At 67.7% G+C, this 26,412-nt stretch carries 30 protein-coding genes; 4 read left to right on the top strand and 26 right to left on the bottom strand.

From position 1 onward, the window contains the following. Window positions 1-8: 8 nt before the first annotated feature. From CXB49_RS21920 to CXB49_RS23805, 5 genes are all read right to left on the bottom strand, one after another. Entirely contained in the window at window positions 9-1,244 is a 1,236-nt protein-coding gene (locus CXB49_RS21920; protein WP_101710333.1) for a tail fiber protein, read from the bottom strand. Beyond that, complete coding sequence (locus CXB49_RS21915) at window positions 1,244-1,819, bottom strand: phage tail protein (protein ID WP_101710332.1); 576 nt, start codon at window positions 1,817-1,819, stop codon at window positions 1,244-1,246. The genes CXB49_RS21920 and CXB49_RS21915 overlap by 1 nt, the downstream gene beginning before the upstream one ends. Window positions 1,820-2,177: 358 nt before the next feature. After that, complete coding sequence (locus CXB49_RS21910; protein ID WP_101710331.1) at window positions 2,178-3,350, bottom strand: baseplate J/gp47 family protein; 1,173 nt, start codon at window positions 3,348-3,350, stop codon at window positions 2,178-2,180. Between the two features lie 257 nt (window positions 3,351-3,607). Continuing rightward, window positions 3,608-4,285, bottom strand: a complete 678-nt coding sequence (locus tag CXB49_RS21905) for a hypothetical protein (protein ID WP_101710813.1) — start codon at window positions 4,283-4,285, stop codon at window positions 3,608-3,610. A 12-nt stretch (window positions 4,286-4,297) separates the two neighbouring features. Further along, window positions 4,298-4,675: a hypothetical protein gene (locus CXB49_RS23805; RefSeq protein WP_158301004.1), complete on the bottom strand. Its 378-nt coding sequence runs from the start codon at window positions 4,673-4,675 to the stop codon at window positions 4,298-4,300. Between CXB49_RS23805 and CXB49_RS24310 the strand changes: the two genes are divergently transcribed. After that, complete coding sequence (locus CXB49_RS24310; RefSeq protein ID WP_158301003.1) at window positions 4,668-5,696, top strand: hypothetical protein; 1,029 nt, start codon at window positions 4,668-4,670, stop codon at window positions 5,694-5,696. The two genes, CXB49_RS23805 and CXB49_RS24310, sit on opposite strands and share 8 nt — an antisense overlap. Beyond that, complete coding sequence (locus tag CXB49_RS21895; protein WP_101710329.1) at window positions 5,654-5,884, top strand: hypothetical protein; 231 nt, start codon at window positions 5,654-5,656, stop codon at window positions 5,882-5,884. Before CXB49_RS24310 ends, CXB49_RS21895 begins: the two co-directional genes overlap by 43 nt. A 26-nt stretch (window positions 5,885-5,910) precedes the next feature. Here the strand turns inward: CXB49_RS21895 and CXB49_RS21890 are convergent, their stop codons facing one another. From CXB49_RS21890 to CXB49_RS21790, 21 genes are all read right to left on the bottom strand, one after another. Then, on the bottom strand, window positions 5,911-6,204 hold the full coding sequence (locus CXB49_RS21890; protein WP_101710328.1) for a hypothetical protein: 294 nt from the start codon (window positions 6,202-6,204) through the stop codon (window positions 5,911-5,913). A gap of 11 nt (window positions 6,205-6,215) precedes the next feature. Next, complete coding sequence (locus CXB49_RS21885) at window positions 6,216-7,424, bottom strand: hypothetical protein (RefSeq protein WP_101710327.1); 1,209 nt, start codon at window positions 7,422-7,424, stop codon at window positions 6,216-6,218. A gap of 9 nt (window positions 7,425-7,433) precedes the next feature. Next, on the bottom strand, window positions 7,434-9,374 hold the full coding sequence (locus CXB49_RS21880) for a DUF4815 domain-containing protein (RefSeq protein ID WP_101710326.1): 1,941 nt from the start codon (window positions 9,372-9,374) through the stop codon (window positions 7,434-7,436). A gap of 11 nt (window positions 9,375-9,385) precedes the next feature. Then, window positions 9,386-9,868, bottom strand: a complete 483-nt coding sequence (locus CXB49_RS21875; protein ID WP_101710325.1) for a hypothetical protein — start codon at window positions 9,866-9,868, stop codon at window positions 9,386-9,388. A 13-nt stretch (window positions 9,869-9,881) separates the two neighbouring features. Then, entirely contained in the window at window positions 9,882-11,210 is a 1,329-nt protein-coding gene (locus CXB49_RS21870) for a phage tail protein (RefSeq protein ID WP_101710324.1), read from the bottom strand. Continuing rightward, window positions 11,203-12,492 carry a baseplate J/gp47 family protein gene (locus CXB49_RS21865; RefSeq protein WP_101710323.1) on the bottom strand — a complete coding sequence of 430 codons (1,290 nt, stop codon included), beginning with the start codon at window positions 12,490-12,492 and terminating at the stop codon, window positions 11,203-11,205. Before CXB49_RS21865 ends, CXB49_RS21870 begins: the two co-directional genes overlap by 8 nt. A 22-nt stretch (window positions 12,493-12,514) precedes the next feature. Then, on the bottom strand, window positions 12,515-12,907 hold the full coding sequence (locus CXB49_RS21860) for a GPW/gp25 family protein (protein ID WP_101710322.1): 393 nt from the start codon (window positions 12,905-12,907) through the stop codon (window positions 12,515-12,517). 45 nt (window positions 12,908-12,952) lie between these two features. Then, entirely contained in the window at window positions 12,953-13,681 is a 729-nt protein-coding gene (locus CXB49_RS21855) for a phage tail protein I (protein ID WP_101710321.1), read from the bottom strand. Between the two features lie 89 nt (window positions 13,682-13,770). Continuing rightward, window positions 13,771-14,346: a phage tail protein gene (locus tag CXB49_RS21850; protein WP_158301002.1), complete on the bottom strand. Its 576-nt coding sequence runs from the start codon at window positions 14,344-14,346 to the stop codon at window positions 13,771-13,773. Further along, window positions 14,343-16,202 carry a phage tail protein gene (locus CXB49_RS21845; RefSeq protein WP_101710319.1) on the bottom strand — a complete coding sequence of 620 codons (1,860 nt, stop codon included), beginning with the start codon at window positions 16,200-16,202 and terminating at the stop codon, window positions 14,343-14,345. The genes CXB49_RS21850 and CXB49_RS21845 overlap by 4 nt, the downstream gene beginning before the upstream one ends. A gap of 41 nt (window positions 16,203-16,243) precedes the next feature. Further along, a complete protein-coding gene (locus CXB49_RS21840; protein WP_233492889.1) occupies window positions 16,244-16,921 on the bottom strand; it encodes a phage baseplate assembly protein V in 678 nt (225 codons plus the stop codon). Beyond that, entirely contained in the window at window positions 16,918-17,964 is a 1,047-nt protein-coding gene (locus CXB49_RS21835; RefSeq protein ID WP_233492888.1) for a phage late control D family protein, read from the bottom strand. The genes CXB49_RS21840 and CXB49_RS21835 overlap by 4 nt, the downstream gene beginning before the upstream one ends. Further along, window positions 17,961-18,176, bottom strand: a complete 216-nt coding sequence (locus CXB49_RS21830; protein ID WP_101710317.1) for a tail protein X — start codon at window positions 18,174-18,176, stop codon at window positions 17,961-17,963. The genes CXB49_RS21835 and CXB49_RS21830 overlap by 4 nt, the downstream gene beginning before the upstream one ends. A gap of 3 nt (window positions 18,177-18,179) precedes the next feature. Beyond that, window positions 18,180-19,094, bottom strand: a complete 915-nt coding sequence (locus CXB49_RS24000; RefSeq protein WP_199406734.1) for a phage tail protein — start codon at window positions 19,092-19,094, stop codon at window positions 18,180-18,182. Window positions 19,095-19,125: 31 nt separating this feature from the next. Further along, a complete protein-coding gene (locus CXB49_RS21820; RefSeq protein ID WP_101710316.1) occupies window positions 19,126-21,243 on the bottom strand; it encodes a hypothetical protein in 2,118 nt (705 codons plus the stop codon). Window positions 21,244-21,351: 108 nt separating this feature from the next. Further along, on the bottom strand, window positions 21,352-21,537 hold the full coding sequence (locus tag CXB49_RS21815; protein WP_101710315.1) for a hypothetical protein: 186 nt from the start codon (window positions 21,535-21,537) through the stop codon (window positions 21,352-21,354). After that, window positions 21,506-21,760, bottom strand: a complete 255-nt coding sequence (locus CXB49_RS21810) for a phage tail assembly protein (protein ID WP_101710314.1) — start codon at window positions 21,758-21,760, stop codon at window positions 21,506-21,508. Before CXB49_RS21810 ends, CXB49_RS21815 begins: the two co-directional genes overlap by 32 nt. Before the next feature lie 169 nt (window positions 21,761-21,929). Next, the gene (locus tag CXB49_RS21805; protein ID WP_046159141.1) at window positions 21,930-22,454 is read right to left on the bottom strand and encodes a phage major tail tube protein; all 525 of its coding nucleotides are present in this window, start codon (window positions 22,452-22,454) and stop codon (window positions 21,930-21,932) included. A gap of 2 nt (window positions 22,455-22,456) precedes the next feature. Further along, a complete protein-coding gene (locus tag CXB49_RS21800) occupies window positions 22,457-23,884 on the bottom strand; it encodes a phage tail sheath subtilisin-like domain-containing protein (protein ID WP_101710313.1) in 1,428 nt (475 codons plus the stop codon). 2 nt (window positions 23,885-23,886) lie between these two features. Next, window positions 23,887-24,081, bottom strand: a complete 195-nt coding sequence (locus CXB49_RS21795; RefSeq protein ID WP_101710312.1) for a hypothetical protein — start codon at window positions 24,079-24,081, stop codon at window positions 23,887-23,889. After that, the gene (locus CXB49_RS21790; protein ID WP_101710311.1) at window positions 24,078-24,536 is read right to left on the bottom strand and encodes a Gp37 family protein; all 459 of its coding nucleotides are present in this window, start codon (window positions 24,534-24,536) and stop codon (window positions 24,078-24,080) included. Before CXB49_RS21790 ends, CXB49_RS21795 begins: the two co-directional genes overlap by 4 nt. Window positions 24,537-24,770: 234 nt before the next feature. Here CXB49_RS21790 and CXB49_RS21785 point away from each other — a divergent pair, with 234 nt between their 5' ends. Both CXB49_RS21785 and CXB49_RS21780 read left to right on the top strand, forming a co-directional pair. After that, entirely contained in the window at window positions 24,771-25,091 is a 321-nt protein-coding gene (locus CXB49_RS21785) for a Mor transcription activator family protein (RefSeq protein WP_101710310.1), read from the top strand. 133 nt (window positions 25,092-25,224) lie between these two features. Beyond that, complete coding sequence (locus CXB49_RS21780; RefSeq protein ID WP_101710309.1) at window positions 25,225-26,379, top strand: branched-chain amino acid ABC transporter substrate-binding protein; 1,155 nt, start codon at window positions 25,225-25,227, stop codon at window positions 26,377-26,379. Window positions 26,380-26,412: the final 33 nt, after the last annotated feature.

Below are 26,412 nucleotides of genomic sequence, written 5' to 3'. Positions count from 1 at the left end.
TATCTCACTTAGAATTTGATACAAGCAAGTAATGCAATATTCCGCGGACGTGCTTCCGCCCCGCCGTCTGAATTTATCGAATGCCAATGATCTGCAGACGTACCAATTCCAACATTATGCGCATGATTCCCAGCCTCACCAGTCAATGGATAATTACCCCCACCAGCATTCGTAGCTTCTGCGCCATTCGAACCAGAAACAGAGCCTGGGTTATAGCCATATCTAAATGCAGAGGAGTGTTGATGCTGGCCTTGAGCATCAGTCCACGCCGAATGATTATGCGCCCCAGCAGAACCAGTACCGCCACCATGATTATGCGAAAGGTTTTGGCTCCCTTGAGCGGACCCCAAAGCACGCCCATTATCAATACCTCTCCCATCATCCCATCCTCTAGGAAACTCACCACGCAAATCCGGCAGGTTAAATGTGGTGCTTCCATCACCAGCGCCAAATTGGACACCAATGATCGAAAACAATGTGGCATAAGCTGTGCGTGAAATTGCCGCGCCATTGGCTTTCAACCACCCAGCTGGCACAGATGTTGCCATGAAATAGCCAACCAAACCCGGTGGAGCCGCGGCAATAATATCGGCTTTACCTACCGCATCAGTAATCCCATAGCCAGCGAATGTCGTCGCCTTGTCTGCCTTACCAGCCAGCTTTCCATCCACCGTCATCGAATATTTGGGATCATTGTTTATGGCCGCAGCAAGCCCCTGTAGCGTATTCAGACTATTTGGAGCCGCTGCCACCAAACCATTGACCACGTTCTGCAAATCGCCCTTGCTGACACCATCGGCAATGCCATAGCCGGCCAGGGTAGTCGGCTTTCCGGTTACAACCTTGCTCCAGTCCAACGAGGGCAAGTCATCCTGAACAATGCTTCGGGCCGCAGTTACGCGGCCCTTGGCATCCACTGCCACCTGACCATAATTGCCCGCCGTCACGCCGCTGTTGCCCAGCGTCATCGAGGCGCTGACGTTGCCGCTGCCGTCAAAGGTCACATTCCAACTGCCATCGCCGCTCATCGCGAGATTGCGGGGCACCCGCAGTTGCGCCGCATACGCCGTAACCGATGCACCGGTCAGCAAACCGTCCACCTGCTGTTTCAGATAGGCGGTGCGGTTGGCCAGCTGCCTGCCCTGCAGATTGTCGACGCCGTCCGGGCCGGCCAGCACCGGATCGGAGGTTTCCAGTTGATAGATCCCCGTCTCCCAGACGGGCTTTTCTTGCAGATTGGCCATCAGGCGCTCCCTCGGTTGAATTGCTTGTCGCGGCGGATGACGCCGTTGTGGCGGTTGGCCACCGCCTGGTATTCGAGGCCGGCCAGCTGGCAGCGCGCCGGCGCGTACAGCGCCAGCATCCGGCGCAGCTGGGCGGCCTGGTCGTTGGTGATAGGCCGGCCCAGCAATACCCGATACCGGCACCAGGCCTGCGGATCGCCGTGCACGTAATAGCCGTTGCGGCGGATCGCGCCGTCGCGGCGCTGGCCGGCCAGGCCTTCGATCAGCTCGACCTCGCCCAGGCCCAGCCGGCGAATCACCTCGCGTATCGCCCACGGCGTGCCTTTGTAGCGGTGCAATTCATTGGCGCTGTGCAGCAGCGCGCGGCGGGCGTCGTCGGATTCGGCCAGCGTCCAGCCTTCCTCGCCGTCGATGTGGAATTGCTCGGCCAGCAGCGGCAGCAGAGCCGGCTGCGCGGTGTCGACCAGATAGACCAGGAAGGCCGACAGGTCGAGATCCGGCAAGCGCTCGGTGAGTCCGGCCAACGGTCCGAAGCGCTTGTCGCGCGCCAGAATGGACGGGGCGGCGTCAATCATCGCGCCTCCTTCCCGGCTGGGACTGCCCGCCCGACGCCGCCGGTCGGCGCGGATCAAGGCCGGCTTGCAGATACATGGGAACCTCCTTGTGCTGGAACGTGAATGAGGACGGACGGATCGCCGGCCGGCGGATGCCCGAACGGCGCAGGCCATCTGATGGGAAGGAAAAGAGGACGGCGGTAAAGGCTTGGGGAAGCGGCGCCGCGCTTTTGACGCCGGGACAGGCGGCGGGCCGGTTCGGCCGCGGCGCCACGATCAGGGATGGGGGAGCGGAAGCCCGCCAGCGTCGCTGGAGCAGGCCGGGAAACGGTCAGTCAGGCGTCAGGCGACGCCCGACGGAGATTAGTTCGCCGCCAGTCTAGCCATTGTCGAGGCTGCCCTGGTCTATGCCGACGCCGGTGACGCCATTGACGCAGTGCGCCCAGCCGTAGGACGGCACTTTCTGCACCGCGACCGGTTGTTGCAGATTCACCTGGTAGACGCCCGGCACCGACAGCACCGCCACCAGCTGCGACGGCACGATATCGTTGCCCAGCTTGGCCTGCTGCGTCTGCAGGTAGGCTTGCAGCGCAACCTGCGCGCGCTGCTGCACCTCTTTGGCGTCGGAGCCGGCATACAGTTGCAGGCTGGCCAGAAGCTGATAGGGGAATTCCACCGGCGACTTCGCCGTCACCTTGTCGGTCAGCGGCCGTACCCGGTCGGCGCTGCAGGTGTTCTCCACCGTTTTCAGCAGGTCGGCGCCGGGCAGGCCGTCGCCCACCAGCGGATACAGCCACACCTCGCCCGGTTTCGGCACGTCCTCCGGCCTGCCACCGGCCTCGGGGTTGTTGGCGCTGACCACCGCGACGTCGACGATGCTCTGGTGCGCGCGCAAGGCGTGGTGGCGGTAGGCGGCGGCGCTGCCGGCCACGCTGAACGATTCCGGCGCCAGGCGGATGCGCTGGCGCAGCCGCTCGTCGTCCTCGGCGTCGGCGCCGCCGGCGCTGATTTCGGTATTGGCCACCGTCACCGTCACGCCCAGATCGTCGACCAGATGGCTGATGGCGCCCGGCTCCTGGCCGTTGCCGTCCATGCCCGGTTCCACCGCCACCACGGCCAGCGCCACCGTCGCGTCCTTGTCCGGCGCGATGTTGACCACCGCCTGCTCGGTGGTCTGGAACTGGATGTCGCCGCGGCCGGCCACCAGGGTCTGCGGCTTGATGATCACCTGCTGCGACGCGCCGGCCCGGAAAGTGAAGCTGACCTTGCTGCGCGCCGGCTGCGCCGGCAGCCGGACAACGCCGACCAGCTCGCCGAGGTAGTCCAGCATCGGCGCGCGGGCGAAGGCCACCAGGTTTTGCCGGCCGGCGTCGTTGAAGGCCGCGCGGGTCACGCTCTCGCGGTAGGCGATCAGGTCGATCAGCAAGCGCTCCACCTGGCCCGGATACAAGGTCTTGCCAGCCATGTTCTGGTAGGCGGCGATCAGCTCGCTGGTGATCCGCTGCGGATCGTCGTCGATAAACTTCGGAAGATCGGTCGTCGTCTGGTTCATTGCGCTTGTCCTTGTCTGTCGGGCTCACAGCCGCCATTCGGTTTCGCGGATCGCACCGTCGGCCTCCACGCAGAGCAATACCGGCGGCAGCCGAATGCGCGGCTGCCCATGCAACGATCGGATGCCGCCCGGCTGTGTCATGGCCTAATGGTGCCAGGGCGCCGCCGACGGGGCTTTTAAACCGGTTTAGCAATGGCCCGGCCACAAAAAACGGCGCGCCCCGTCACCGGCGGCGCGCCTATGTCCAACAACCCCGATCAGCCGTGCGCCGCGCCGCCGGCCAGCACCTCGGCCGCCCTGCCCTTGGCTATCAGGCCGGCCGCCTCCAGCGCCTGAACGCCGCTCTGGGTGACCGCGTCATCTAGGCTGATGTCGCGCGCCAGGCTGAAGCGCTCCCACCACGGACGCAGCGCCGGATTGTCGCCGAAGGCCTTGAGCATTCCCTGTATCTCCGCGTCGGAAAAGCGCGCCATGAACTGCTTGTGCGTCATCCGGCGCGGCGCGGCGACGGCAACGTCGACCGTCCAGGCGTAGGCCTGCACGCTGGCCGCGTCGGTCAGCGCGTCGACGGCCTGCTCGGCGGCGTTCGACGAACGGCGTATCGCCTCGCGCTCGGCCAGCTCCGCATCCACCTCGGCCAGCGTGCCCCAGCCTGCGGCCTCCCGCTCGCGGGCGCGGTTCAACCGCCAATCGGTATCGGCGATCAGGCGGCGGGCCTCCTCCTTGATGCGGATCTTGCGGGCCACCTTGGCCTGCTTCAAGAAAGCTGCGGGGTCATGGACCAGGCTATGACCGTCATAGGCCCACTCAGCAACGTCGGCGGGCTGGAAGTCCTCAGGCAGATCCAACAGCATCTGGTGCTTTTCCACTGTGGCGCCGGCGTTGGCGATGCCGACAATGGCGTTCAGATTGAGATCGATGATTGCTTTTTGCATGTCGGGCATACCTTAGTTCATGTTCATCACATAGGCCTGGAACTGATAGTTATTGCTCCAGGCGAAATGGCACAGGTTGTTGTAGGCCCGCACTCGGGGCGTCCAGGTGGTGGTGGTGGTGAATACATCGTCGCCCGCGCCGGAGCCACCGGCCAAGGTACGCATGGAGTTTGTATCGTTGCCACTGACATTTCTCATCCGCAAAGTCATGCTCTTGCCTGCAACAAAGGTAGCGGTGAGATTGGACGGGTTTGTGCTCATCATGGTGACTTGAGGGTGGGTCTGCAGCGCATCGTGAACCGTCACAGGCGCGTTCTGGATTGCCGTCAGCGCGATGGCGCTGTTCCAGATGGCCCCTCGAGCAACCGAGGTGCTCAGCAACGTGACCATCGCGGACACCGATGCGGCGACCACAGCCATCGTGGCCGACGATGCGGTTACCACATTCATCGCCACCGGCGATGCCGCTATCGCAGTCATTGCAGCCGACGATGCCATCACCACGGTCGTCGCGGTCGACGATGCCACCACCGCAGTCATCGCTACCGATGACGAAGTCACCGCAGTCCAAGCCTGCGACGACGCCACCATCGCAGCCATCGCCGTCGACGATGCCGCCACCGCCGTCATGGCAAGCGACGACGACGTCACCGCAGCCAGCGCAGTCGGCGACACCGCCACTACAGACATCCCCGCCAATGAGGCCGCTACCGCCGTCATCGCCACCGGCGATGCCGCCACCGCGGCCATGGCAGTCGACGACGACGCCACCGCCGTCATCGCCGCCGAAGACACCAGCACCGCAGCCATCGCTGTCGATGACGCCACCACCGCCGCCATGGCCACCGATGCGCCCATCACCGCGGCCATCGCTGTCGACGACGCCGTCACTGCCGTCATCGCCGTCGACGATGCCACCACCACAGCCATCGCTGTCGACGATGACAAAACTGTCGTCCACGCAGCCGCGTTTGCCAGCAAAGCGGCCATCGCCGTCGACGACGCCGCCACCGCCGTCATAGCGATCGACGACGACACGACGATGGCCCACGTGGACGCGCTGGCCAACAAGGTGGACATCCCGATCGGCGACGATGCCATCGCCGCCATCGCCGTCGACGATGCCGTCATGACGGCCATCGCCGCCGGGGATGCGATCACGGCAAACATCGCCACCGCGCTGGCGGCCACCGCCTTCATCGCCGTGGCATTGCCGGCCAACAGATTGGTGATCGGCGCATTGCCGACGATGGCCGTCATCGCCGGCGCGCTGCCGGCGAGCGCGGCCATCGCCGTAGGGCTGTCGGCAATGGCGGTCATGAAAGCGGCGCTGGAGACGATGGTCGGCATCACGCCGGCCGAGGCCAGTTGCTGCTCGAAGCGCGCGCGGTTGGCCGCCTGCTGCAGATAGCTTTCCAGCGCGGCGCCGTTCATGTCGCGCAGATAGTCTATGTCCTGCAGATCAAGACTGGCGATCAGGCTGTGCGCCCTGAGCAGCGCCGACTGCATCACCAGATCGGTGGCACCGGCGTTGCCGAGATCGGCGCCGAGCAGCTGGCTCTTGATGCGCGCCAGGTATTGCGCGCGGTATTCCGGTAAATCTTTAGACATGGTTCCTCCGGGTTTTACAGGCCGGCGCCGGCCAGCGCGGTCAGGGTTAACAGCCGGGCGTCGACGAAGGCCTTGCGTTCGACAAACTGGGCGGCGGCGGCGTCGATGTCGCCGCGGGCGCGCTTGACGGCGGCCACCAGCTCCTGGACGGTGTCCAGGTTCAGGTCGTCGCTGGACAGCAGCGCGTCCAGGCTGGCCATCTTCTGGTCCAGCGCGGTGAAGGCGTCGCGTATCCGCAGCACGTCCTCGGCCAGGCTGTTGCCGGGATTCGGCAAGGGCAGGCTCAAATGGGGGGTCTGATTGTCCATCTCCCCCCCCCTTACAGCACGATCACGCGCAGATTGCGCACGCGCGGGCGGGCGGCGCTGTTGCCGGCCAGGCTCAGCTTGACCCGCACCATCGCTTCGCTGATCGACGCCAGCTCGTGCGTCATCTCCATCCAGCCATCGCCGAGCGGCTTGCTGCTCAGATAGGCCACCGCCTGGAAGACGTCGCCGTCGTCTATGCCGGAGGCCGATGCCGTCACGCTGGCGCCGGCCGGAATCAGCGCGTCGAACACCACCCGCACGCGGGCGTTGTTGCCGGCCGGAATCGCGCGGCTGACGTAGTCGGCGCTTTGCGCGATCTGGCCGCTGACCAGCTGGGTGCCGGGGAACAGCACCGGCGACGCGCTCTCGGTGCCGAGCAGGCGGGCTGAGACGCCGATCTGCCCGCTCAGCGGGGCCGGCAGGCGCACCGGCTGGCCGTCGGCAACCTGCACCGCGCTGCCATCCGGCAGGCCCAGGCTGTATTCGACGCGGGCGGCGGCCGACGGGCTGTCGGACAGCGACAGCAGCATCAGGTCGGTGGCGTTCTTCACGTCGATCTTGCCCAGGTCGACGGTCCTGGCGGTCACCGCGTAGCTGGCGGCCAACAGGCGGAAGGCCATGTCGCGGTCCTGGTGCGCGGTCCAGCTGCTGGCGTTGCTGGACGACAGCAGCACGCCGACCTGGTAGGGCTGGCTGGTCACCCAGCGGCTGGCGCTGTTGTCCCACTTGCCCAGCTCGGCGATGGCCAGCGCGGCGTCGGCGTCGTCGCACAACACCACCAGCGCGTACTCGATGCTGCCCTGCAGATTGACCGGGGCGGCGAACTGGATGCGGGTGGGGCCGGTGAGGACGATGTCGGCCGGCTGCAGATGGGCCTCGGCCAATACCGAGCGGGACGGCACGCCGGTGGTGGTTTCGCGGATCTGCACCGCGACCGGGCTGGCGCCCTTGGCGGTGAACCACAGCTCGATGCCGCCCAGCTGGGTGTCAGCGTTCAGCGTGAAGGTCTGCGCCAGCGGATCGACCTGCCAGCGGGTTTCGGTGATGCGGGTGATCTGTCGGCGCAGCTCGGTCTGCAATTCGCCCTGGCCGACGAAGACGGCCTCGCCGCGGCTGCCGCCGGCGCCGACGAACTCGACGCGCTTGACGCCGGCCGGCACGCCGGGCGGGATGGTGAACTTGCCGGCGAGCAGGCCGGCGCTATTGGCATTGATGGGCATGGTTTCTCCTTACTGGGCGACGGGCGCGACGCTGATGCCGTCGAACTTGAGGCTGGACAGGGCTTCGTTGGGGTCGAAACCGGACAGGCTGAAGCGCACCTCGATGGAACGCAGGGTCTCGATCGGCTTGCGGCTGGTGGACAGCAAGATGTCGGAGGTGGTCTGGCTGACGCTGGAGCGGTTGCCGCTGCCGACGGTCAGACGCTCGGTCAGCGGGCTGGCCCAGCTGGTCTGCAAATCGGTCCAGCGGTCCAGCGCCGGCGTCAGCGTCACCGCGGCCGGCAGCGGGTCGAAGGCCAGATAGGGGTTGATCTTCATGCTGCCGGTGCGCATCGGCTGTTCCAGCGCCGCCACCAGGCTGAAGGCCAGGCTGGTCCGGTTGGCCACGTCGCTGGGCATGCCGGCCGCGCTGGCGGCGATAGGCAGGGTCAGCTCGCCGCCGACGATGGCGGCGCCCTGGGCGATGCCGGCGTCGCGCATGCCGTCGGACAGGAAGGGATCGACGAACAGGCCCTTCTTGGCGCCGGCTTCGCGCAGCTGGGCGTCCGAGGTCAGCCGCTGCTGGGCGATCAGCTCGGCCATCCGGTCCAGCCGGCCTTGCAGGCCGGCCAGGTCGGACATCGGCACCACCCGGACACCGTCGTTGCTGACCGCGCGGTCGCGGGTCCAGCTCTGGACGATGGAGGCCAGCGGCAGCAAGGACGCCGGCACCACCGGCGGCTGCGGATTCCAGTCGGCGGCGACGCCCTTGATCCATACCAGCTCGCCGTCGGCGCCGATGGCCAGGCGGTCGATGCGCGGCAGCTTCTGGCTATAGCTGACCAGCACCAGCGAGCCGACCACCGCGCCCTCGACGGTAAAGCCGGTGGCGTCCGATTGCGTCGGCTGCGCCGTGGCGATGAACTGGTAACGGACCGTGTAGGTGCTGCCCGGCGCCGGCTCGTTGCCCGGCAGGCTCCAGTCCAGCTTGCCGGCGCTGAGCTTGTAATCGGTGCCGGCGGCGTAGACGGTGCCGCCCTGCTTCACTTCCAGCACCGAGATCACCGAAGTGTCCGGCAGCGGGTCCTGGGCGCCGGTATAGCCGCCGTGGGTCAGCGTGACGGTGACTTCCTTGGTGATGCGCACCTGGCTGATCACGGCGATCGGCGCGCGATCGACATTGATGCGCTGGGCGCCGGCGCTGGCGCTGGTATGCGGCTCGCTGTCTATCGGCCGCAGATCGGCGGCGGCCGGATAGACCAGGCGCCGCGAGGTGTTCAATTCCACGCCGTAGCCGTTGACGCGGGCGCGGCCCTCGCTGACGGTGTAGACCTGCTCGCCGCCGGGCAGGTCGGCGGCGGCGGCGACGGCCAGGCCGGACACCACATAGGAGCCGCCGGAGCTGTCGCGGTCGTAGCGCGCCAGCGCCTGGGTGACGCCGTCCAGCTGCGGCGGCGGCTCCTTGGCGCGCAGCACGCCGTTTTCCACCTGATAGACCGGGAAGAACTCGCCGCTCTGGCCATCGCCGGCGAAGCCCCACACCGCCTCGACCTTCAGCCGCGCGGCGCCGGCCTCCTGGTAGTTGCGCGCGCCGACGGCCGGATCGCGCAGGCTGGGATCGTCCAGCTCGGTCACCACCGATTGCTGCAGATACAGGCCGATGGCGACCACGCCGACGACCGGCACCGTCAGCTGCTTCGGCGCCACGCCGCGCACTGCGCCCTTCAGATAGACGGCGCCGGCCTCGCACACCGCTTCGCCGCTGTCGGCGTGGACAACGACGCGGGCGTCGCGCACCACGTTGCCGTCGCGGAACATCGCGTCGGCCACGCCCTGGATGCGGGCGGACAGATTGGACTGGACTTCATTGAATTCGGCCGCTTGCACCGCATAGCTCGCCCGGAACAGGTGGGCGTCGAAATGCTTGGCCGGATCGAAACGGTTGTAGTAACCGTCTGGCATGTTGGACATGGCTGCAATCCTTACAGGGAGATGACGTGTTCGAAGGTTTCGCGGGTGGCCGGCGAACGATGGATGGGGGTGATGCGCTCCAGCGCGACCAGGATGCCGGGCGCGGCGATCTGCTCCGGCGTGAAGTAGCGCTGGCCGGCCGGCAGGTCCGGCTGGGTCTTACTGCCGGCGAAGACGGCGACTTCGCGTATCACCGAGGCCGGCGCGTCGCCGAACTCGAAGGCGATGCGCAGCAGCAGATGGCGCGTCGGATCGGTGGAAACGCGGTAGCGGCCGGTGGGGACGATGATTTCGCCGGCCGGATCCTCGGCGACGAAGCGCACCTCGGAGATCAGGCGGCGGCCCACTTCCGACACCAGCGAGGTGGCGTCTATCGGTTCGGGAACGGGCTTGTCGTCCCAGGCCGCCTGGCCGATGCCCCAGGCGAAATGCAGGGTCTGGGAGGCCAGCGCGGAGGCCAGCGCGGCGCGACCGCTATGGGTCAGGGTTGCCATAAGGGAGTTTTCCTCATGTGGTTAGGGTTTGATGAGTGAGTGAGAGATCGCCGCGCCAGCGCCGGTCGTCCCAGCGGCCCAGCCAGCCGTAACGGTCGGCGCGCGGGCCGAGGCCGGCGGTGTCGCCGGTATTCAGCCGGTATTCCAGGCGCCAGCCGGTGGACTCGGCCAGCGGCCGGTCCGACCAGCGCAGGCCGCCGTCCATCCGGATCGCGCCGCGCCAGTCGATCTCCCTGGCGTGCAGCGAGTAACGGACGGTGCGCGCGCCCATCGCGTCGCCGTCGTCGGGACGGACGACGGACAGGCCATGCACGGCCACCGTCACCGCCTCGATGACCAGACGCGAGCGGCCGGGATCGGAATCGGACAAGCGGGAGTCGGAATCGGACCAGAAGAAGCGCCCGGACGAGGTTTCGGCCCAGCCGCCGAAGCGGGTGTTCGGCTCGCCGAGCCGCGTGTCGCCGGACAACACCAGCGCGGCGCGGGCGATGCGCCGGTGCGGCGTCATCGGCAGCCAGCGCCCCCACGTCCTGTCGTCCCAGCCGCCGCGCCAGCTTGGCGAAGGCGGGTTGCCGGCCAGGATGACCGGGTTGCGCAGGCCCTCGGCGTTGCCGAGGCCGATCAGCCGGCTGCGCATCACCGGATGGTTGAGCACCGGGGCGTCGCCGAAATGGGCGGTGCCGTAGCGCAACACATCCGGATACAAGGTGCGCGAGGCGTGCAGCCGCAACCGCCCCAAGCCGACAACGGTCTCCGGACGGACGGCGGACAACAGGCGCCGGCGGCCGAAACTCAGCTGCGCGCCGTCGCTCCACACGCCGGAGTCGTCGGACAGAAAGGCGTCCGACCAGCGGCTGCCGCTCGAGGCCCGCAGCAGGCGGCGGTCGTAGCCGCCGTACAGGCGCGCCAGGTGCGAGCGGGCCGGCGCGGCGAAGCGGGTCAGCTCCAGCACCGTCTGCAAGGCGTCGCCGGACACCGGCTCGCCCAGCTCCAGCTGGAATTCGGCCCAGCGGGTGGCCGGCGCGGTGGCGTCCTCCACCGTGGCCGCGTAACCGGCCCAGGACAGCGCCGTCTCCACCGACCATGGCGAGCCCTTGGCCCGGTGCCAGGCCGCCGACTCCTTGATCGCCCGCCGCTTGGCCGCCTCGTCGGGCAGGTAGGCCCACAACGGGCCGACCACATTGAATTGCTCGGCCAGCAGCGGCAGGATCTCGGCCGGCGCCTGGTCTATCAGATAGATCAGCACCGGCGACAGATCGAAGGCGGCGCTGCGCGCCGACAGCGCGTCGAAGGCTCGGCCGCGCGCGTCGCTGGCCAGCAGGGGAACCAGCAGCTCAGACATCGCTCACCACCCTCCCCAGCGTCACCTCGACCGCCACGCAGCGCGGCCACTGCGACGAGGACAGCACCCGCTTGTCGGCCGGCTCCAACACGCGCACGTCGTACAAGCCGTCGATATCGTGCAGCGCGGTCTTGATCTGCGACGGGACGATGTCCCCGCCGAGCCGGCGGGCGAGATTGGCCGCGAAGCCCTGGCAGCGCTCCTTCGCCACCCGGCACGCCAGGTCCGGGATGCGGGTGCTCAGCACGTCGATCTCCAGCCGGATCGCGTAATCGATCACCTCGGCCGGGAGCACCTCGATCCGGTCGTTGATCATCCGGGCCTTGTCGTCCGTCAGCGCCGTCTGGACACGGCGCAGCGTCTCCGCCGACGGCGCGCCGTCACGCCCCAGCACCACCACCTGCACCGTGCCGTCCGGGCGCGGCGAAATCACCCTGACGTCGGCCGCGTCGGTGGCCGCCGTCATCGCCGCCAGCCGGTAGCGGTTGACCGAACCCCAGGAGTAGGCCTCCGGCGCCAGCCGGATGCGCTGGCGCAGGCGCTCGTCGTCTTCCTCTTCCGCGCCGCCCCAGGGCTTCTCCGCTGCGCTCACCCCCACCATGACGCCAGGGTCGTCCAGCAGCAGGTTGAGATCGCCGGCCTGCAACAGATTGCCGGCCTCGCCCGGCACGGTGGCCACCACGTCGCAGACCAGCGCCTGCGGCTTGTCCGTCAGGCTCACCGCCAGCGGGGCCGAGGTCTGGAACTGCACCGCGGCGTTGCCGGCGATGCGGGCGCCGGCGGGCAGCAGCACCTGCTTCGCGCCGCCGTCGGCATAGGCCGGGAAGGTCAGCGTCACCCGGGCCGTCGCCGCCTGGGCCGGCTGTCGCGCCACGCCCACCAGTTCGCCCAGGTAGTCCAGCATCGGCGCGCGGGCGAAGGCCACCAGGTTCTGCCGACCGGCGTCGTTGAAGGCCGCGCGCGCCAGGCTCTCGCGGTAGGCGAACAGATCGATCAGCAGCTGCTCGACCTGACCCGGATACAGCCGCTTGCCGGCCATGTTCTGGTAAGTGGCGGCCATCTCGGCGCCTATGATCTTGGGATCGTCGCCGATGAATTTAGGCAGGTCGGCCGCCGCGAGCCCCGGCTGGCGATTAGCCAGCATCTCGGTCAGCAGCTGCTCCATCTGCTTCGGGTATTGCTGCTGGCCGCCCAGTTTCAGATAGGCGTCGGCCATGGCGCTGGCGGCGGCGGCCGGGTCGACCATGGGCAAGTCGGGCAGATCGGGAAGATTCGGGCGCATGGCCGTGTCCTTGTCTATTGGCTTACAGCCTGAGTTCGGTTTCGCGGATCACGCCGTCGGCCAGCTTCCATTGCGCGCACAAATGCGCGCCGCCGTCGGCCTCGATGCTGAACAACACCCGCAGCAGCTGGATGCGCGGCTCGCCGTACAGCGGGTGGCTGATCGCCGCCACCGCCTCCCGCACCACATGCGGCCGGGCCCGGTCCACCGGGTAGTCCAGGTAGCGGAACAGGTCGCTGCCGAACTCCGGACGCAGCGGATCGCTGCCCTTCGGCGTCCCCAGGATGATTCGCAACGCCTGGTGGATGTCGTCCAGGTTCTCCACGATGTCTGCGACGTTGGCGCCGGGCTTGCCGTCGCGCGGCTGCAGCGCCGGCTGCCAGTGCAGCGATGAGATGTCGGTTAGATTTAGCATGTCGTCATGATCTCGAAACGCCGCGGACGCGGCTTTTGAAGGGATTTAGGAAATGCGTTGAATCGGGCGCGGATACAGCGTGACGGACTCCCGGCACGGCAGGCCCATGCCCCAGCGCAGCGGCGCCCCGCCGTCCAGCCGGCCGCGCTGCCACGGCAGGACGGTGGCGGTTTCGGCGCCGCCGCAAGCCGCGCCCAGGCGCAACAGGTTCTGCTGGCGCAGCTCGCGCCGCGCCTGTGGATAGATGGTGGCCACCTCGCCGCCCGCGGAAACGGCGGCCAGCACCGGCAGGCGCTGACGCAACTCCACCCTCAGGTCCAGGCTTTCCAGCCGGGAACGGGCGTTGCGGTACTGGTCCAGCATCTGCCGCAGCGCCCGGTAGGTGGCTTCATCCAGGCCGCGGTCGGACAGATCGAGATCGATCCTGAAATGGAAGGGCCGGCCCTGGTACTCGAACCATTCGCTGATCCGGCCGTTCAGGTTCAGCGTGGCCAGCACGCGTTGCAGCGCCCAGCGGGTGCCCTTGTAGCGGTGCAGTTCTATCGCCTGCTTGATCAGGTCGCGCCGCTGCGCCTCGCCGCCGGCCAGCTGCCAGCCCTCGTCGCCGGCCACATGCAGCTGCTCGGCCAGCAAGGGCAGCAGATCGGCCCCGACCTGGTCGACCAGATAGACCAGGAAAGGCGCGAGATCGATGCGCTGCAGCCGCCGGCTCAGCTCGGCCAGCGGCGACAGCCGCCTGTCGCCGGCCAGCACGTTTGGTGTGATGTCGGTCATCGGATAGTCTTGGGGAAGGCGCGCCGGCCGGAACGACCGGGCGTGGAAAGGAAGGGGGACGCCGGCGGCGCGCGGCCGCCTGCCGGGGATCAGGCGCCCCGCGAGAACAGCTTCAGGGAGGAACGCCAGAAGCCGCCGGCGTCGCCGGCCGACCCGGTCTGCGCGTCAGACGATTGCGCCGCCTGTCTGAGCCTGGCCAGCGCGTCGTCGGCCGCCGCGCGAACGGCGTCGGCGTCGGCCGCGCGACGCACCGCCTCCTTGCCCGCCAGCCGCAGCGCGCGGATCGCGGCCAGGGCCTGGTCGCCGGCCGCGGCCTTGGCCAGGATGCCGTCGGCCGCGTCCTTGCCGGACAGGTCCTTGGCGTCGGCCCAGGCCTTCACCATAGGCGGCGCGTCGCCCTTGTAGCCGCCGTCCTTGTAGGACTGGGCCTCGGCGGCCGCGCGCCGGTATTCCAATGCGCGCAGCTCGTTGCCGGCGTAAGGCCGGCTGGCGGAATCGGCGGCGTCGTCGATGCGATCGCACGCCTCCGCCCCCAGCCGCTCCCGTTGCTGCTTCACCAGCGCGTCGTCGACGACCCAGGCCTCGCCATTCCAGGCATGCGACGCGGACGGACGCAACGGACGCAGCTCGCCATCGTAGGACAACAAATCGGCTACCATTTTCATCGGACGACCTCCCAGGTCAGCACGGCATTGACGCAATTGGAGAAGCTGACGGCCAGGCCGGCGTCGTAATCGGCCTGCAGCATGTTCTTGTTTCCCATCCCCATCAGGTGCTCGTCGCCATTGACGCCGTCGGAGTCTCCCAACTGATGCTCCAGTTGCAGCACCTGCCACATCGACTTGCCGGCGACGTGGTCGAACATGCCGGTGCAAACCGACGCCGTGGTATCGCCGACCACATTGCTCGAGGTGATGATGACGGGGTTGCCGGTCGTCCAACCCAGCGACACGCCGGTAGAATAGGTGGCCGCGCTCCGGTTCGGCGCCGCGTACCAATAGCCGCTGCCGGTCCAGCCGCCGGAGCCGTGTCCGATGAAAGAGATGGCCGTCGCGTGCGGCGTGACGATGCCAGTGGAGATGCGGCCGGTCTTGACGAAGGGATCCAGCGGCAGGTAGACGGCGCCGTTGCCGTTCACCACCGCCGACCAGGCGTCCTGGCCGCGGTTGATCACGCGCTGCACCGTCGGCGCGCTGCCGGCCGCGCCGGTAACGATGCGGGCCAGGCAGATGTCCAGCGCCGTCGAGAAGAAGCCGCCGCCGCCGGCCGCGGACGGGTTGCCCTTCAGCGAATCCGGCCGCGCGTCGCTCAAGGCGCCGCGCTGCACGTACAGCGACAGCGCGCCGCCGACAACCTGGCCGCGCAGATAGTATTCGGCTCCGGCCGGCAATACCGGGCTGGTCCAGGCCGCGGTGACGAAGGTCCGCACCCGGCCGCTCTGTCCCGCCGCGATTTCCTGGGCCAGGCTCAGCGTCACGCCGGCCGGCACCGATACCGTGCCGCCCTGCCCGGCCACCGCCGCCGCGGCCACGGCCAGCCGGTTGCTGTCCGTCGTCGACACCACCGGCAGCGGCAGCGACGACAGCGGCAGCGCCAGGTCGGCGCCCAGGCCCAGATCGTCGACCGTCGTCGGATTGCTGCCGCCGACCACCTGCCCCCTGGCGTTGACGGTGACGCTGCGGTAAGTGCCGGCCGCCACGCCGGTATTGCCGGCGATCTGCGTGAAGGCCAGCGCCGTCGTGCCCAGCACGATCGGCGACGGCGTGGTCAGCTGCCACAGCGAGCCGCCGTTGGCCGTGCCCTGCTCCACCGCGACGAACAGGCCCGGCGTCACTTCCAGGCTGATGTTGGCGTCGGCGGCGCGCGCCCAGCCGCCGACGCCGGCCACATAGATGCCGTTGTCGGCGCCGGCCGCCTGGTTCTTGACCAGCACCCGGTCGCCCAGCTGCAGCACGACGCCGTCCACCGTCTGCAAGCCGGTCAGCGCGATGGGGCCGGTCGTGGCGGCCTTGACCGACGGCTTGCCGTCCAGCTTGGCCAGCTCCTCGGCGATGCGCGCGTCGACGCTGCCGCGGGTGGCCAGCACCACGCTCGGGTCCACCATCAGCGTCACCGCCGCCGCGTTGGACACCTCCAGTATCATCCGCACATAGAGCTGCTTGTTGGCGCCGTCGGCCAGCACCGGCTTGTAGCTCTCCGGAAACTTGCCCACCGCGAACAGCGCGCCGTCGGCGTCGAACACGCCGACCTCGCGGATGGTGAAGCCGCCCACCTGGTCCGGGATCACCAGCTCGGCGACGATCCAGTTCGGATTCGCCGGGTCGGTGGACAGGTGGTTGAGTCCGGCGCGCCAAGCCTCGCTCTTCAGCGCGGTCTGGCTCTCGCTGGGCGAGTAGTACGCGCCGTTGTCGCCCTCGCCCACCGCCATCTGGCTGAGCTTCAGCGGCGCGCCGCCGCTGGCGGCCGCGGCCAGCTTGGCCTTGCCGACGGCGGTGAGCAGGGTGAAGAAATCGTTGTTCATCATGGTCTCCAGTGAAAACAGGAATAGGGCCGCGCCGCGGATCAGAGCGGCGGGCTGGTCGGGCCGTGGGCGCCCATGTGGTTGTGGCCGACCAGGCTCTTGCCGCTGGCGGTGACGTCGCCGCTGACGGTGACGTTGCCGCTCACCGTGGCCCCGCCGCCGCCGGACACCGTCAGGCCGCCCTTGCCGGTGATCGCGCCCTGCACCGTCAAGGTGCCGCTGATCTCGGTGGCCGGAGCGTTGATGCTGACCTTGCTTCCGGCCTTGACGGTGACGGTCTGGCCGCCGTCTATCGTGATGCTGGACGCCGCCTTGATCAGCACGTCGGCCTGGGTGTCCACCACCACGTGCTTGACGCCGCCGTTGACGGTCAGCTGGTTCTGCTGCCGGTCGTACTCCAGCACCGCGCCATCGGCGAAACGGCGCTGCCACTTGTCGGCGCTCGCCACCGGCACCGCGTCGGCCTCGGAATAGATGGCGCCCAACACCACGCCGTCCTCGCCGCGGGCGTCCATCAGCACCGCCACCTGCTCGCCGATATCCGGCAGCCAGTAGTCCTTGTCCTTCAGGCTCTTGCGGCTGAGCACCGGCAGCCAGGCGGTCAGCAACTGGCCCAGCTCGGGCAGCCGCACCCGCACCCGCTGGGTGGCCGGGTCTTGTTCGGCCACGCCGCCGAACTTCAGCGTGGCCAGCGCGTCGGGCAGGGAAACGTCGTTCATGTCTTCTCCTTGGCCGCGGCAGGCGCCGCGCGCTTCAATTCCAGCTCGCAGATATAGCCCTCCTGCCGCGACAGCCGATGGCGAGCCTGCTCGATCAGATAGCGGCCGGACAGCTTGCCGAAACCGAACAGCTCGACGTTGCGGCCGGCGGCCAGCTGCGGCGAGCCGTCCACGGTGACGCTCATCTCGGTGCGCGCCAGCTGGCGGCGCTCCATCTCGGCCTTGGCCTGCAATTCCGCCTGCTCGCGCCCGCCGGACTTGCGGGTGAGCCTGACCACGTCGGCGCTGCTGGCCTTGCCGCCGGGGGCGCGCGCGTCGGCTCCCGCCCGCGCCGTCTGCAGCTTGCGCTTGTGGGGATCGTGATAGCTGACCTCCACCGCGCTGGGCACCCGCGACAACTGGTCGCGCGCGCGCCAGGCGATCAGGTCGGCCGGCGTGAACTGCCGCACGCTGGCCGACGCCACCAAGTCGGCGCGCTTCCAGAACACCAGCTTGCGGTTGTTGTCCATCACCTTGCAGACGTAGCCGTAATGGCCGGCCACCCGCTGCAGGAATTGCAGATCGGTCTCGTGGTACTGGGTCAGGCGCTCGATCGCGACGTCCTCGATCTTGCCCTCCAGCTTCATGCCGTGACGCTTGGCGATGCGCTGCGCCAGCGCCTGCAGCGTCAGCTTGTCGTAGGCGCGGCCCTCCGGCGTGCGCAGCGGATGCTGGACGCCGGTGGCCAGCGCGCGGATGTGGACCACCGACGGCGGCGCGCTGTAGTCGACCTCGTCCACGTCGAAGCTGCCCAGCGCCACCAGCGCCGCGCCGCGATAGCCCAGCTTGAAGTCCAGCGTCGCGCCCTTGTCCGGATACCAGCCGTTCAACCAGCGGCCGTCGCCGTCCTCCAGCTCCACCTCCAGCTCGTCAGATTCGCCGGACAGGTGGTCGGTGTAGCTGATGTTGAGCGCGTACTGGGCGATGTCGGCGGTGATGGACTTGCCGTTGTAGCTGAGCTCGAAGGCCGGCGCCGCCACGTCCTGGATGCGGCTGTCGGTCATGAGCGCCTCCACGGCGGCAGCTCGTCCAACGCGGTCTCGTCGCGCGCTTCCAACAGTGGGATGGCCAGTTGGGTGCCGGCCGGCAGCGTCTCGCTGATCGGCGCCTGCGGATTGGCGGCGATCAGCATCACCATCTGGCCGACGTCGCCGTAATAGCGCCAGGCGATCTGGTCCCAACGCTCGCCTTCCTGACAGATATGCTTGAGAAACATGGTTCACTCCAGAATGCGGCGCAACACCGCTTTGGCGGCCAGCTTCGCCATTTCGATGTCGCGGGCCGGCCAGTTTTTGTCGATATCGCGGACCGTCGCCTCCGCCTTGCCCAGCTTGTCGGCGACGTTGTCCAGCGTGCAGCCCTGCATCGTCTCGGCCAGCGCGCCAAGCTGGCGGCCCATGGCCTGAAACTGCGGGATCAGCGGCTTGATGCTCTCAGCCAGCCGCGAATACGGCTGGATGAACTGATTCAGTCGCTCCACGCCCTGGGCGATGCCGGGCACCGCCGCCTGCACGTCGCCCAGCACGCCGGGCACCCGGCCCAGCGCCGACAGCGGATCGCGTCGCGCCAGGTCCTTCAGTTCGCGCACGTCGTTGACTACCTGGCGCGCCTTGACCGCCATGGTCTTGGCCTGCGACAGCGCCTTGCTGAGACCGGACAGGTCCGGCTTGAAGCCGGCGCCGGCCAGCGACTGCTGCAGCTTGGCCTGCGGCAGGCCGCTGACGCTGCCCAACAAGCCGGGCTTCGGCGCCGGCGCCGCCTGGCCGCGGAATTCGCGCAGCGACAGCTGCGCCTCCACCGCCAGCAGGCTGCCGCTGCGGTCGCTCTGACGGCCGGTGCTGGTCAATTCGGTGATCACGAAATGCCCCTTGTGATCGCCGTTACCCAATACCAGCGCCAGCGCCTGGTGCGTCTGCCGGGCGGCGTGCAGCCGCTGCAGCTCGGCGTCCGGCTGGCAATAGGCGGCGTGCAGCACCAGGTCGATGCGAACCTCGTCCAGCCGGTCGCCTACGAACTGCAGCACCGGCTTGCCGCCTATCCGCGCGTGCTCGGCGTAATCGCTGCCGCCGCGCTGTTCCAGACCGTCGAAATAGCTGATCAGATCGAACTCGATATCACCCAATACCGCGTACATCGTTTGCTCCTTTCTTCATCGATGCGTCTCCTCAAGCCCGCGCCGCGTAGCTGCGCCGCTGCCGGTCGGCCTCGTAGCGCTTCATCAGCCGCTCGAACTCGGCGAAGGACAGCTGCATCGCCTGCTGGACCTGCTGCTTGACGCCGGAGGACGAGGCGCCGTTAACGGTGATCTGCGGCGAGAAGGTGATGTTGAACACGGCGGCGGAACCGGCGGTCTTGGCCGAGGTCTTGCCTGCCGCCTGCCGGATGCGCTGCAGCTGCTCGGTCTGCCTGGCTTGTTCGCCGGAGCGGGCTGCCGCGGCTTGCGGTTTGGCAACCGGTTTCGGCGTCGGCTTGGCGGTGGCGACCGGCTTGGGCGCGGTCACCGGCTTCGGCGGCGCGGCGCGGCGTCCCCACCAGGCGCCGGCCTTCTCGCCCAGCCACTCGCCGCCCTTCTGCCCCAGCCAGCTGCCGGCCTGCTGGCCGACCAGGGTTCCGACCGGCCCCAGCAGGCTGCCCAGCGCCGCGCCGGCCGCGCCGCCGGCGACTGAACCCGCGGCGCCGCCCAACGCCTTGCCGTAGGCCGCCGACTTGGCCTGCGCGCCCAGCTTCGATTGCCGGATCGCCGCCAGATCCATGCCCAGGCTGAGCACGTCGCCGACGGCTCCCGCCTTGTGCAAGGCGCCCTTCAGCAGCCCGCGCGCGCCGCCCAAGGTCTTGCCGATGGAGCCCGCCGCGCGCGCCTCCTTCAGCGCCGCGCCGGGCTTGACCGCCGATCGCGCAGCGGCTTTCTTCGCGCCGGCCTTCTTCCCTTTCGCTGCGCGCGACGATTCGCCGTCCTTCTCGTCGTCGCCGTCCTTCAGAAAGCCGGCGCCGGCCGCCAGCAGCTTCTTCACGACGCCGCCCTTGGTATTCCGGTAAGCCTTCAGCGCGGCGCCGGTCTTGCCCAGGTATTTCGACGCCGTCTCGCTGTACTCCGTCCCCTTGTCCAGCAGCTCCAGCGCCCGGTCGGTATCCGGCAGGCGGTCGCCCAGCATCGGGTTCAGCTTGGCGCGCGCCTTCTCGTACAGCTTGCGGCCGATATCGGTGCGCAGCGCCTTGGCCGCGCCGCCGCTCAGCTTCCCGCCGAGCTCGCTGCCGCGCTTGAGCCTGTCGGTGGCCTTGATGGCCTTGTCCAGCCAGGCGCCGGACTTGGCCGACTTCCGCTTGGCCCCGGCGACGGCCTGGCCCGGCTTCGATTTGGCTGCTGGCTTGGCCGATTTCTTCTTCGTCGCGGCGACCGCCTTGCCCGGCTTCGACTTGGCCGCCGGCTTCGCCGATTTCTTCTTCGCCGCGGTGACCACCTTGCCGGGCTTCGATTTGGCCGCCGGCTTCGTCGATTTCTTCTTCGCCTCGGCGACTGCCTTGCCGGGCTTCGATTTGGCCGCCGGCTTCGCCGATTTCCTCTTCGCCTCGGCGACTGCCTTGCCGGGCTTCGATTTGGCCGCCGGCTTCGCCGATTTCTTCTTCGCCTCGGTGACCGCCTTGCCGGGCTTAGATTTGGCCGCCGGCTTCGCCGATTTCCTCTTCGCCTCGGCGACTGCCTTGCCGGGCTTGGACTTGCCGGCCGCCTTGGCCGACTTCCTCTTCGCTTTCGCGACGGCCGCGCCCCGCTTGGCCGAAGCGGCGGCGTCGCCGTCGCCGCCTTTGCGCTCGCCGCCCTTGCCGCCGCGCTTGGCCGGCCGTTTCCTGTCGGCTGACGGCCTGTCGCGCCTGGCCTTGTCGTGCTCGCGCCGCTGCCGGTCCACCTTCTCCTCCACCAGGCGGATGACGGCGCTGAGCCGGACCGAGGTCAATATCTCGATCCGGCGGGTCTGTTGCAGGTTCAGGGTGGCTTTCAGCGCCTGGCCGCGGCGCAGGCTGGCCTGCCAAGCCTCGTGCTGGCGGGTCAAGCGCCCCAGCGTGGACTCCAGCCGGCGGTGCTGGCTGTCCAGCCGCGCCAGGTCCAGGCCGGCATAGGCCCGGCGGGTGCGTTCGACATTGCCGGCCAGGTCTTTCTGCGCGTCGGACAAGCGCAGGCTGCACTTGCGCAGATCGTCCATTGCCGCGCGGGCCGAGCGGAAGGCGTTGTCGAACACCCCGGACAGCGTCGCGCCCACCTTAAGGCCGATGAAAAACTCGCTTACCATGGTGATTGCCTGTGTTTGGGGAATGGAAAGGGCGATCGGCCCCGTCCCGGCAAGCGGGAGGCGGCCGATCAGGAAAAGATTCGGGCAGGAAGCGGCCGGACAGCCGCCCTAGATGGCATCCAGCAATTGCTGCTGGCGTTCGCCGCGGCGTTGGACTTCCCGCTCGGCGACCTCGCACCAGAACCAGTAGTCGTCCATCGCCAGCGCGTCGATCTCCGACGGCGGCAGGCCCAGCACGGTCAGCAGGACCTCGTCGAAGGACTTAAGCGTTGTCGGATCCGCCGACCATTTCACGAAAGGTGTCGGCCAGCGCGCGGCTGTCGGCGATGTCCAGCTGATCGATGTCTTCCAGCGTCAGGCCGGTCATGCGGGCGAACAGGAAATCCTCCTGGTCGGCGTCGTCCTGGCTGTGATGGCTGGCGGCCTTCAGATCGGCGCGCTTCAGGCGCGACACTTCCAGCACTTCGATGCGTTGACCGGCGGCGTTGGTGAACGGGTATTGCAGCTTGATCTGCATGATGGCTCCTTGAAGCGGGTTGTGATGCCGTCATTTTCCGGCTGTGGGCATCGGGGGTATGCGAAAGCGCTTTAGCGATTCGCTTTAAAAACGGCCGGCGGGGTCGGGAGGCGCCCTCCCCGCCGGCCGCGCCCAGGCTCCGCGGGCCAGGCCCGCGGGCGCGCCGGGATCAGCCGCCGATGTTCTGGCGATACAGCTCCAGCATGTCGCTGCCGCCTACGCGGAAGATGTTGGCCATGTAGTCCAGCTCCAGGATGTCCTCGCCGTCCACCACCTGCTTGACGTAGGTGGCGGTGAAGGCGGAGCTGAAGTCGGCGTTCTCATGCTGCTTGAAGGTGCCCAGCGGGTTCTTCTTGAACATCACGGTCAGGAAGGTGACCAGGCTGACCTGCTGCAGACGGCCTTGCGAACCGTAGGTCTCGATGCTGGAACGGGCCTGCAGCTGCACCGCCTGGAACGGATTGGCGATGATCTTGGCCACGTCCTTGTACAGCGAGTTCCATTTGATCTCGCCTTCCAGCTTCTCGAAGCCGGCCGGCAGCTCGATCTTGCCTACCATGCCCAGCGCCTTGTGCTCCTGCATGATGGCGGACACGTCCGGCAGCTTGATCTCTTCGGCACGGCCCAAGAGCGAGTTGCCGTTGATGTAGATGTTGGCGTTGGTGATGCGGTTGATTTCAATCTTGCCGGCCATGATTAATTGCCTCCCTTCAGGCTGAGCAGGTATTCCGAGGTGATCTCGGTTTCAAAGGTCAGGCGTTCCAGCGGCGGCGCCACCGTGTACTTGTAGCTGATCAGCAGATGGCCGGCGGACAGCTCGGTCTGCGGATTGCGCGCCGGATCGAACCAGGCCTTGAAGCCCAGCAGCGCGCCGTCGCCGATCAGCTTGCGGCCGTAGCCGTTCACCGACTCCACCAGCGCGTCGATGGTCGCCTGGTTCAGCGGCATGTCGATGAATTGCTGGCTGAAGTAGCGGATCGACTCGTTGATCACGTCGCCGGTGCGGCGCACGTTCTCGAAGTTGCGCATGTGGCTGACGGTCGGCCAGGCCGCGGTGCGGTTGCCCCACAGGCGGAAGCCGGAGCCGTAGCTGTTGAACACGGTGGTGATGCCGCTGGCGTTCAGCTGGTTCACTTCGCAGTTCGGGTCGTCGATCATCGCGGTCAGCTGACGCTCGACGCCGACCACGCCGGCCAGTTCCTGGTTGGAGCTGGACCACCAGAAGCCCTTGCTGTTGTCCACCTTGGCGCGCAGGCCGGCGGCGCGGGACGACAGCGGCTCGTAGCGCAGGCCGCCGTTGCCGTCGGCCACCATCACGTTCGGGTAGCACAGGCGGACGCGGTCGCTGGAGGTGTTGAAGTTGATGGTGCCGGCCGGGCCGCGGCCTGCCAGAACGTCGGCGAAGGCGGTGCCGATCGGCGCGTCGACGTAGGCGATGGCGTCCAGCTTGTCGGCCATGGACGCCATTTCCACGGCCACGGTGTTCTGGGTGCAGAAGCCCGGGGCGATCAGCAGTTTGGCGAAGAAGCCGAACTTGTTATAGGTGTCCTGCAAGGCCTTGATGCCGGTGCGGTTGCCGGCGGCGTTGACGGCGCCGATGATGTCGGCGGCGGTCACCTTGGACGGATCGGCGTAGTCGTAGCTGACCTTCAGGCCGGCGCCGATGGCGATGGCGCCGGTCTTCAGGCGGGTGATCTTGCCGTAGGCCGCATCCAGCGCGTAGTCCTTGTCGGCGACATAGCTCGTGTTGCCATCCGCGCTCTTGACCACCACATTGGCGACGGCCGGGTTCTTCAGGCGGACGAAATCGGTGAGCGGATCCAAGGCCGCGGTTTCGGCCGCCACCGAGCTCTTGTGCACGGCAGGATCCAACACATTGATCACCACGACGGTGCCGGCGCCGTGATCGTAGATCGCGGTCAGCGCCTGCGGAATGGTGAAGCCCGGCAACTGCGGGCCGAAGGCCGCCGCGTCCTTTTCCGACAGAGTCAGCGTCGTCGCGTTGACCGCGCCGGCCGGCGCGGTGCCGATCAGGCCGATCACCGCCGACTTGACGGTGCGCACCGGACGCGGGCCGCGCTCGACTTCGATCGTTTCAACGCCATGCAGATAGTTTGCCGCCATGCTTACTCTCCTTGTTCAGCGGTATGGGAAGGGACTGCCTCGGCGGCGGGCTGCGCATTCAGATAGCCCAGCGCCACCAGGGTGCGGGTGTAGCTGTGTTGTTCCGGCATCTCCACTTCCTTGCCGGGAAACAGCATGATTTCCTGGCCGTCGCCCAGGGTGACGCCGCTGATCGGACCGGAATACAGATACTTCATGGTTGCTCCTCGTATGAGACTGCGTTAAGCACGATCAAAGGTTCCGGGTCGGCCGCCGTCACCTGCAGGGTGTCGGTGGCCAAGGCGATCGCGTAGCGGGCCACGCCGTCGCGGTAACCCAGGAAGGTTTCCGACAGCAGCCACGCCGGCTGGCAATCCGGGAGGGCGAAGCCCAGGCAGGCCTGCCGTATCGCGTCCAGCGCGTCGCAATCCCCCAGGCCGGCGTCGCGCTGGTTCAGCAGCACCGTGATCGCCAGTTGCAGCGTGCGCACCTGGCCATAGCCGTCCCGCAACGGGCCGAACTGGCTGCCGCGCAGGCACAGCAGCGCCGCGCCCCGTGGATGCGCCAGCGGATAGTCGTCCTCGGCGCCGGCGTAATACTCGACGGTCAGTTGCGGCGCCGCGCCGCGCAGACGCGCCAATAGCGCGCCGACAATCTGGGAAGTGCTTGCCACGACGAAGCTCCAAGCAAGGGGGAGAAAAGAGACGCGCCAAAACCGCGCCCGGACCGCCGGCCAGCGAAAGTGCTTACCGGACGATGCGGAGAATGCAGGATTGGGGGATGGGGTTTCTTGTAGCCGCTATTACTAAATCCGGCACTGACATCGCGCTGACAGCGGTCATCCGGCCGCGGCGACGGGGAAATGGAACAATGCCCCCATCGGAACAAAATCGACGCGGGAGCGCGCATGCAGGCTCAACTTCGCAGCAAGGGACCGGAACTGCTGGCCGACCTGGCCGACCACATCACGGCGGCCTTGCAACAACTGGCCAATACCGAAAGCCGGCAAGCGGAAAAGATCGCCCACGAGATCACCCGCCGCATGGCCCAGCACTGGGGCGGACAGAACGTCTATTTCCCATTGGACAGAAGCAGCAAGTCGGCCGAACGCGACCGCCAGATCCTGGCGGAATTCAACGGCGCCAACCATGCCTCGCTGGCGCAGAAGCACGGCATTTCGGTGCAGTGGGTGTACAAGATCATCAAGAACGCGCGCAAGGCCGTTTAGCCATCCGGCAATGCTCTCCCGCGGCAGATCCTGCCGCCGCGCCGATTGACAAAAGCATGATCGGCCGACACAGTAAGCTCACGCCTAGCGGCGCAATATCAAAATAAACAAAGAGCATCAGGAGAGATTCATCATGAAAACCCGACACAGTCTGCTGCTGTGCACCTTGGTGGCCGGCGTCGCCGCCTGTAACAAACCCGCCAGCCAGGCGCCGCAGCAGGAGCAGGCCGCCGCCGGCTCGATCGTGGTCAAGATCGGCACCGCCAATCCGCTGACCGGTCCCTTCGCTCACTGGGGGCGCGACGCCGACAACGGCGTCAAGCTGGCGGTACAGGAGGCCAACGCCGAGAAACTGGTGCTGGACGGCAAGCCGGTCACCTTCGAGGTGGTATCGGAAGACGACCAGGCCGATCCCAAGGTCGCCACCCAGGTCGCCCAGCGCATGGTGGACGCCAAAGTCGCCGGCATCGTCGGCCATCTGACCTCCGGCGCAGCCATCCCCGCCTCCCGCATCTACTCCGACGCCGGCATCCCGATGATTTCCGGCTCGGTCACCAGCCCATCGTTCACCCAGCAGGGCTATCACAACACCTACCGCCTGATCGCCAACGATGTGCAGCAGGGGCAGGCGCTGGCCAAGTACGCGGTGGAGAAATTAGGCGCCAAACGCGTCGCCGTCATCGACGACCGCACCACCTACGGCCAGGGCCTGGCCGACGATTTCGCCAAATCGGCCGAGCAGGCCGGCGCCAAGGTGGTCAAGCGCGAGTTCACCACCAACACCGCCACCGACTTCATGGCGGTGCTCACCTCGGTCAAGGGCGAGAAGCCCGACCTGCTGTTCTACGGCGGCATGGACGCCCAGGCCGGCCCGATGGTCAAGCAGATGGCCAAGCTCGGCATCAAGGCCGCCTTCATGGGCGCCGACGGCGTCAACACGCCGGAATTCGCCAAGCTGGGCGGCGACAGCGCCGAAGGCAGCTACGCGTCCAGCGCAGGCGCGCCGAAGGAAAAACTGCCCGGCTACGGCGAATTCAGCCAGAAGTACAAGCAACAGTTCCAGGCCGACATCCAGTCCTACGCACCGTATACCTACGACGCCGCCAAGGTGCTGATCGCCGCGATGAAACGCGCCGGCTCGGCCGAGCCGGCCAAGTATCTGCCGGAAATCGCCAAGACCGACTACCAGGGCGTGACCGGCCCGGTGAAGTTCGACGCCAAGGGCGACATCCAGAACGCCACCGTGTCGCTGTACCGCTTGAAGCAGGGCAAGTGGGTCGGCCTGTAAGCATCCAGGCCGTCCGGAAACGACAAAGCCCCG

Source organism: Chromobacterium sp. ATCC 53434, from assembly GCF_002848345.1.
In the GTDB taxonomy this organism is placed as follows: Bacteria; Pseudomonadota; Gammaproteobacteria; order Burkholderiales; family Chromobacteriaceae; genus Chromobacterium.
The sequence above is the reverse complement of the archived record's forward strand: the minus strand, read 5'-3'. Positions and strand labels throughout refer to the sequence as shown.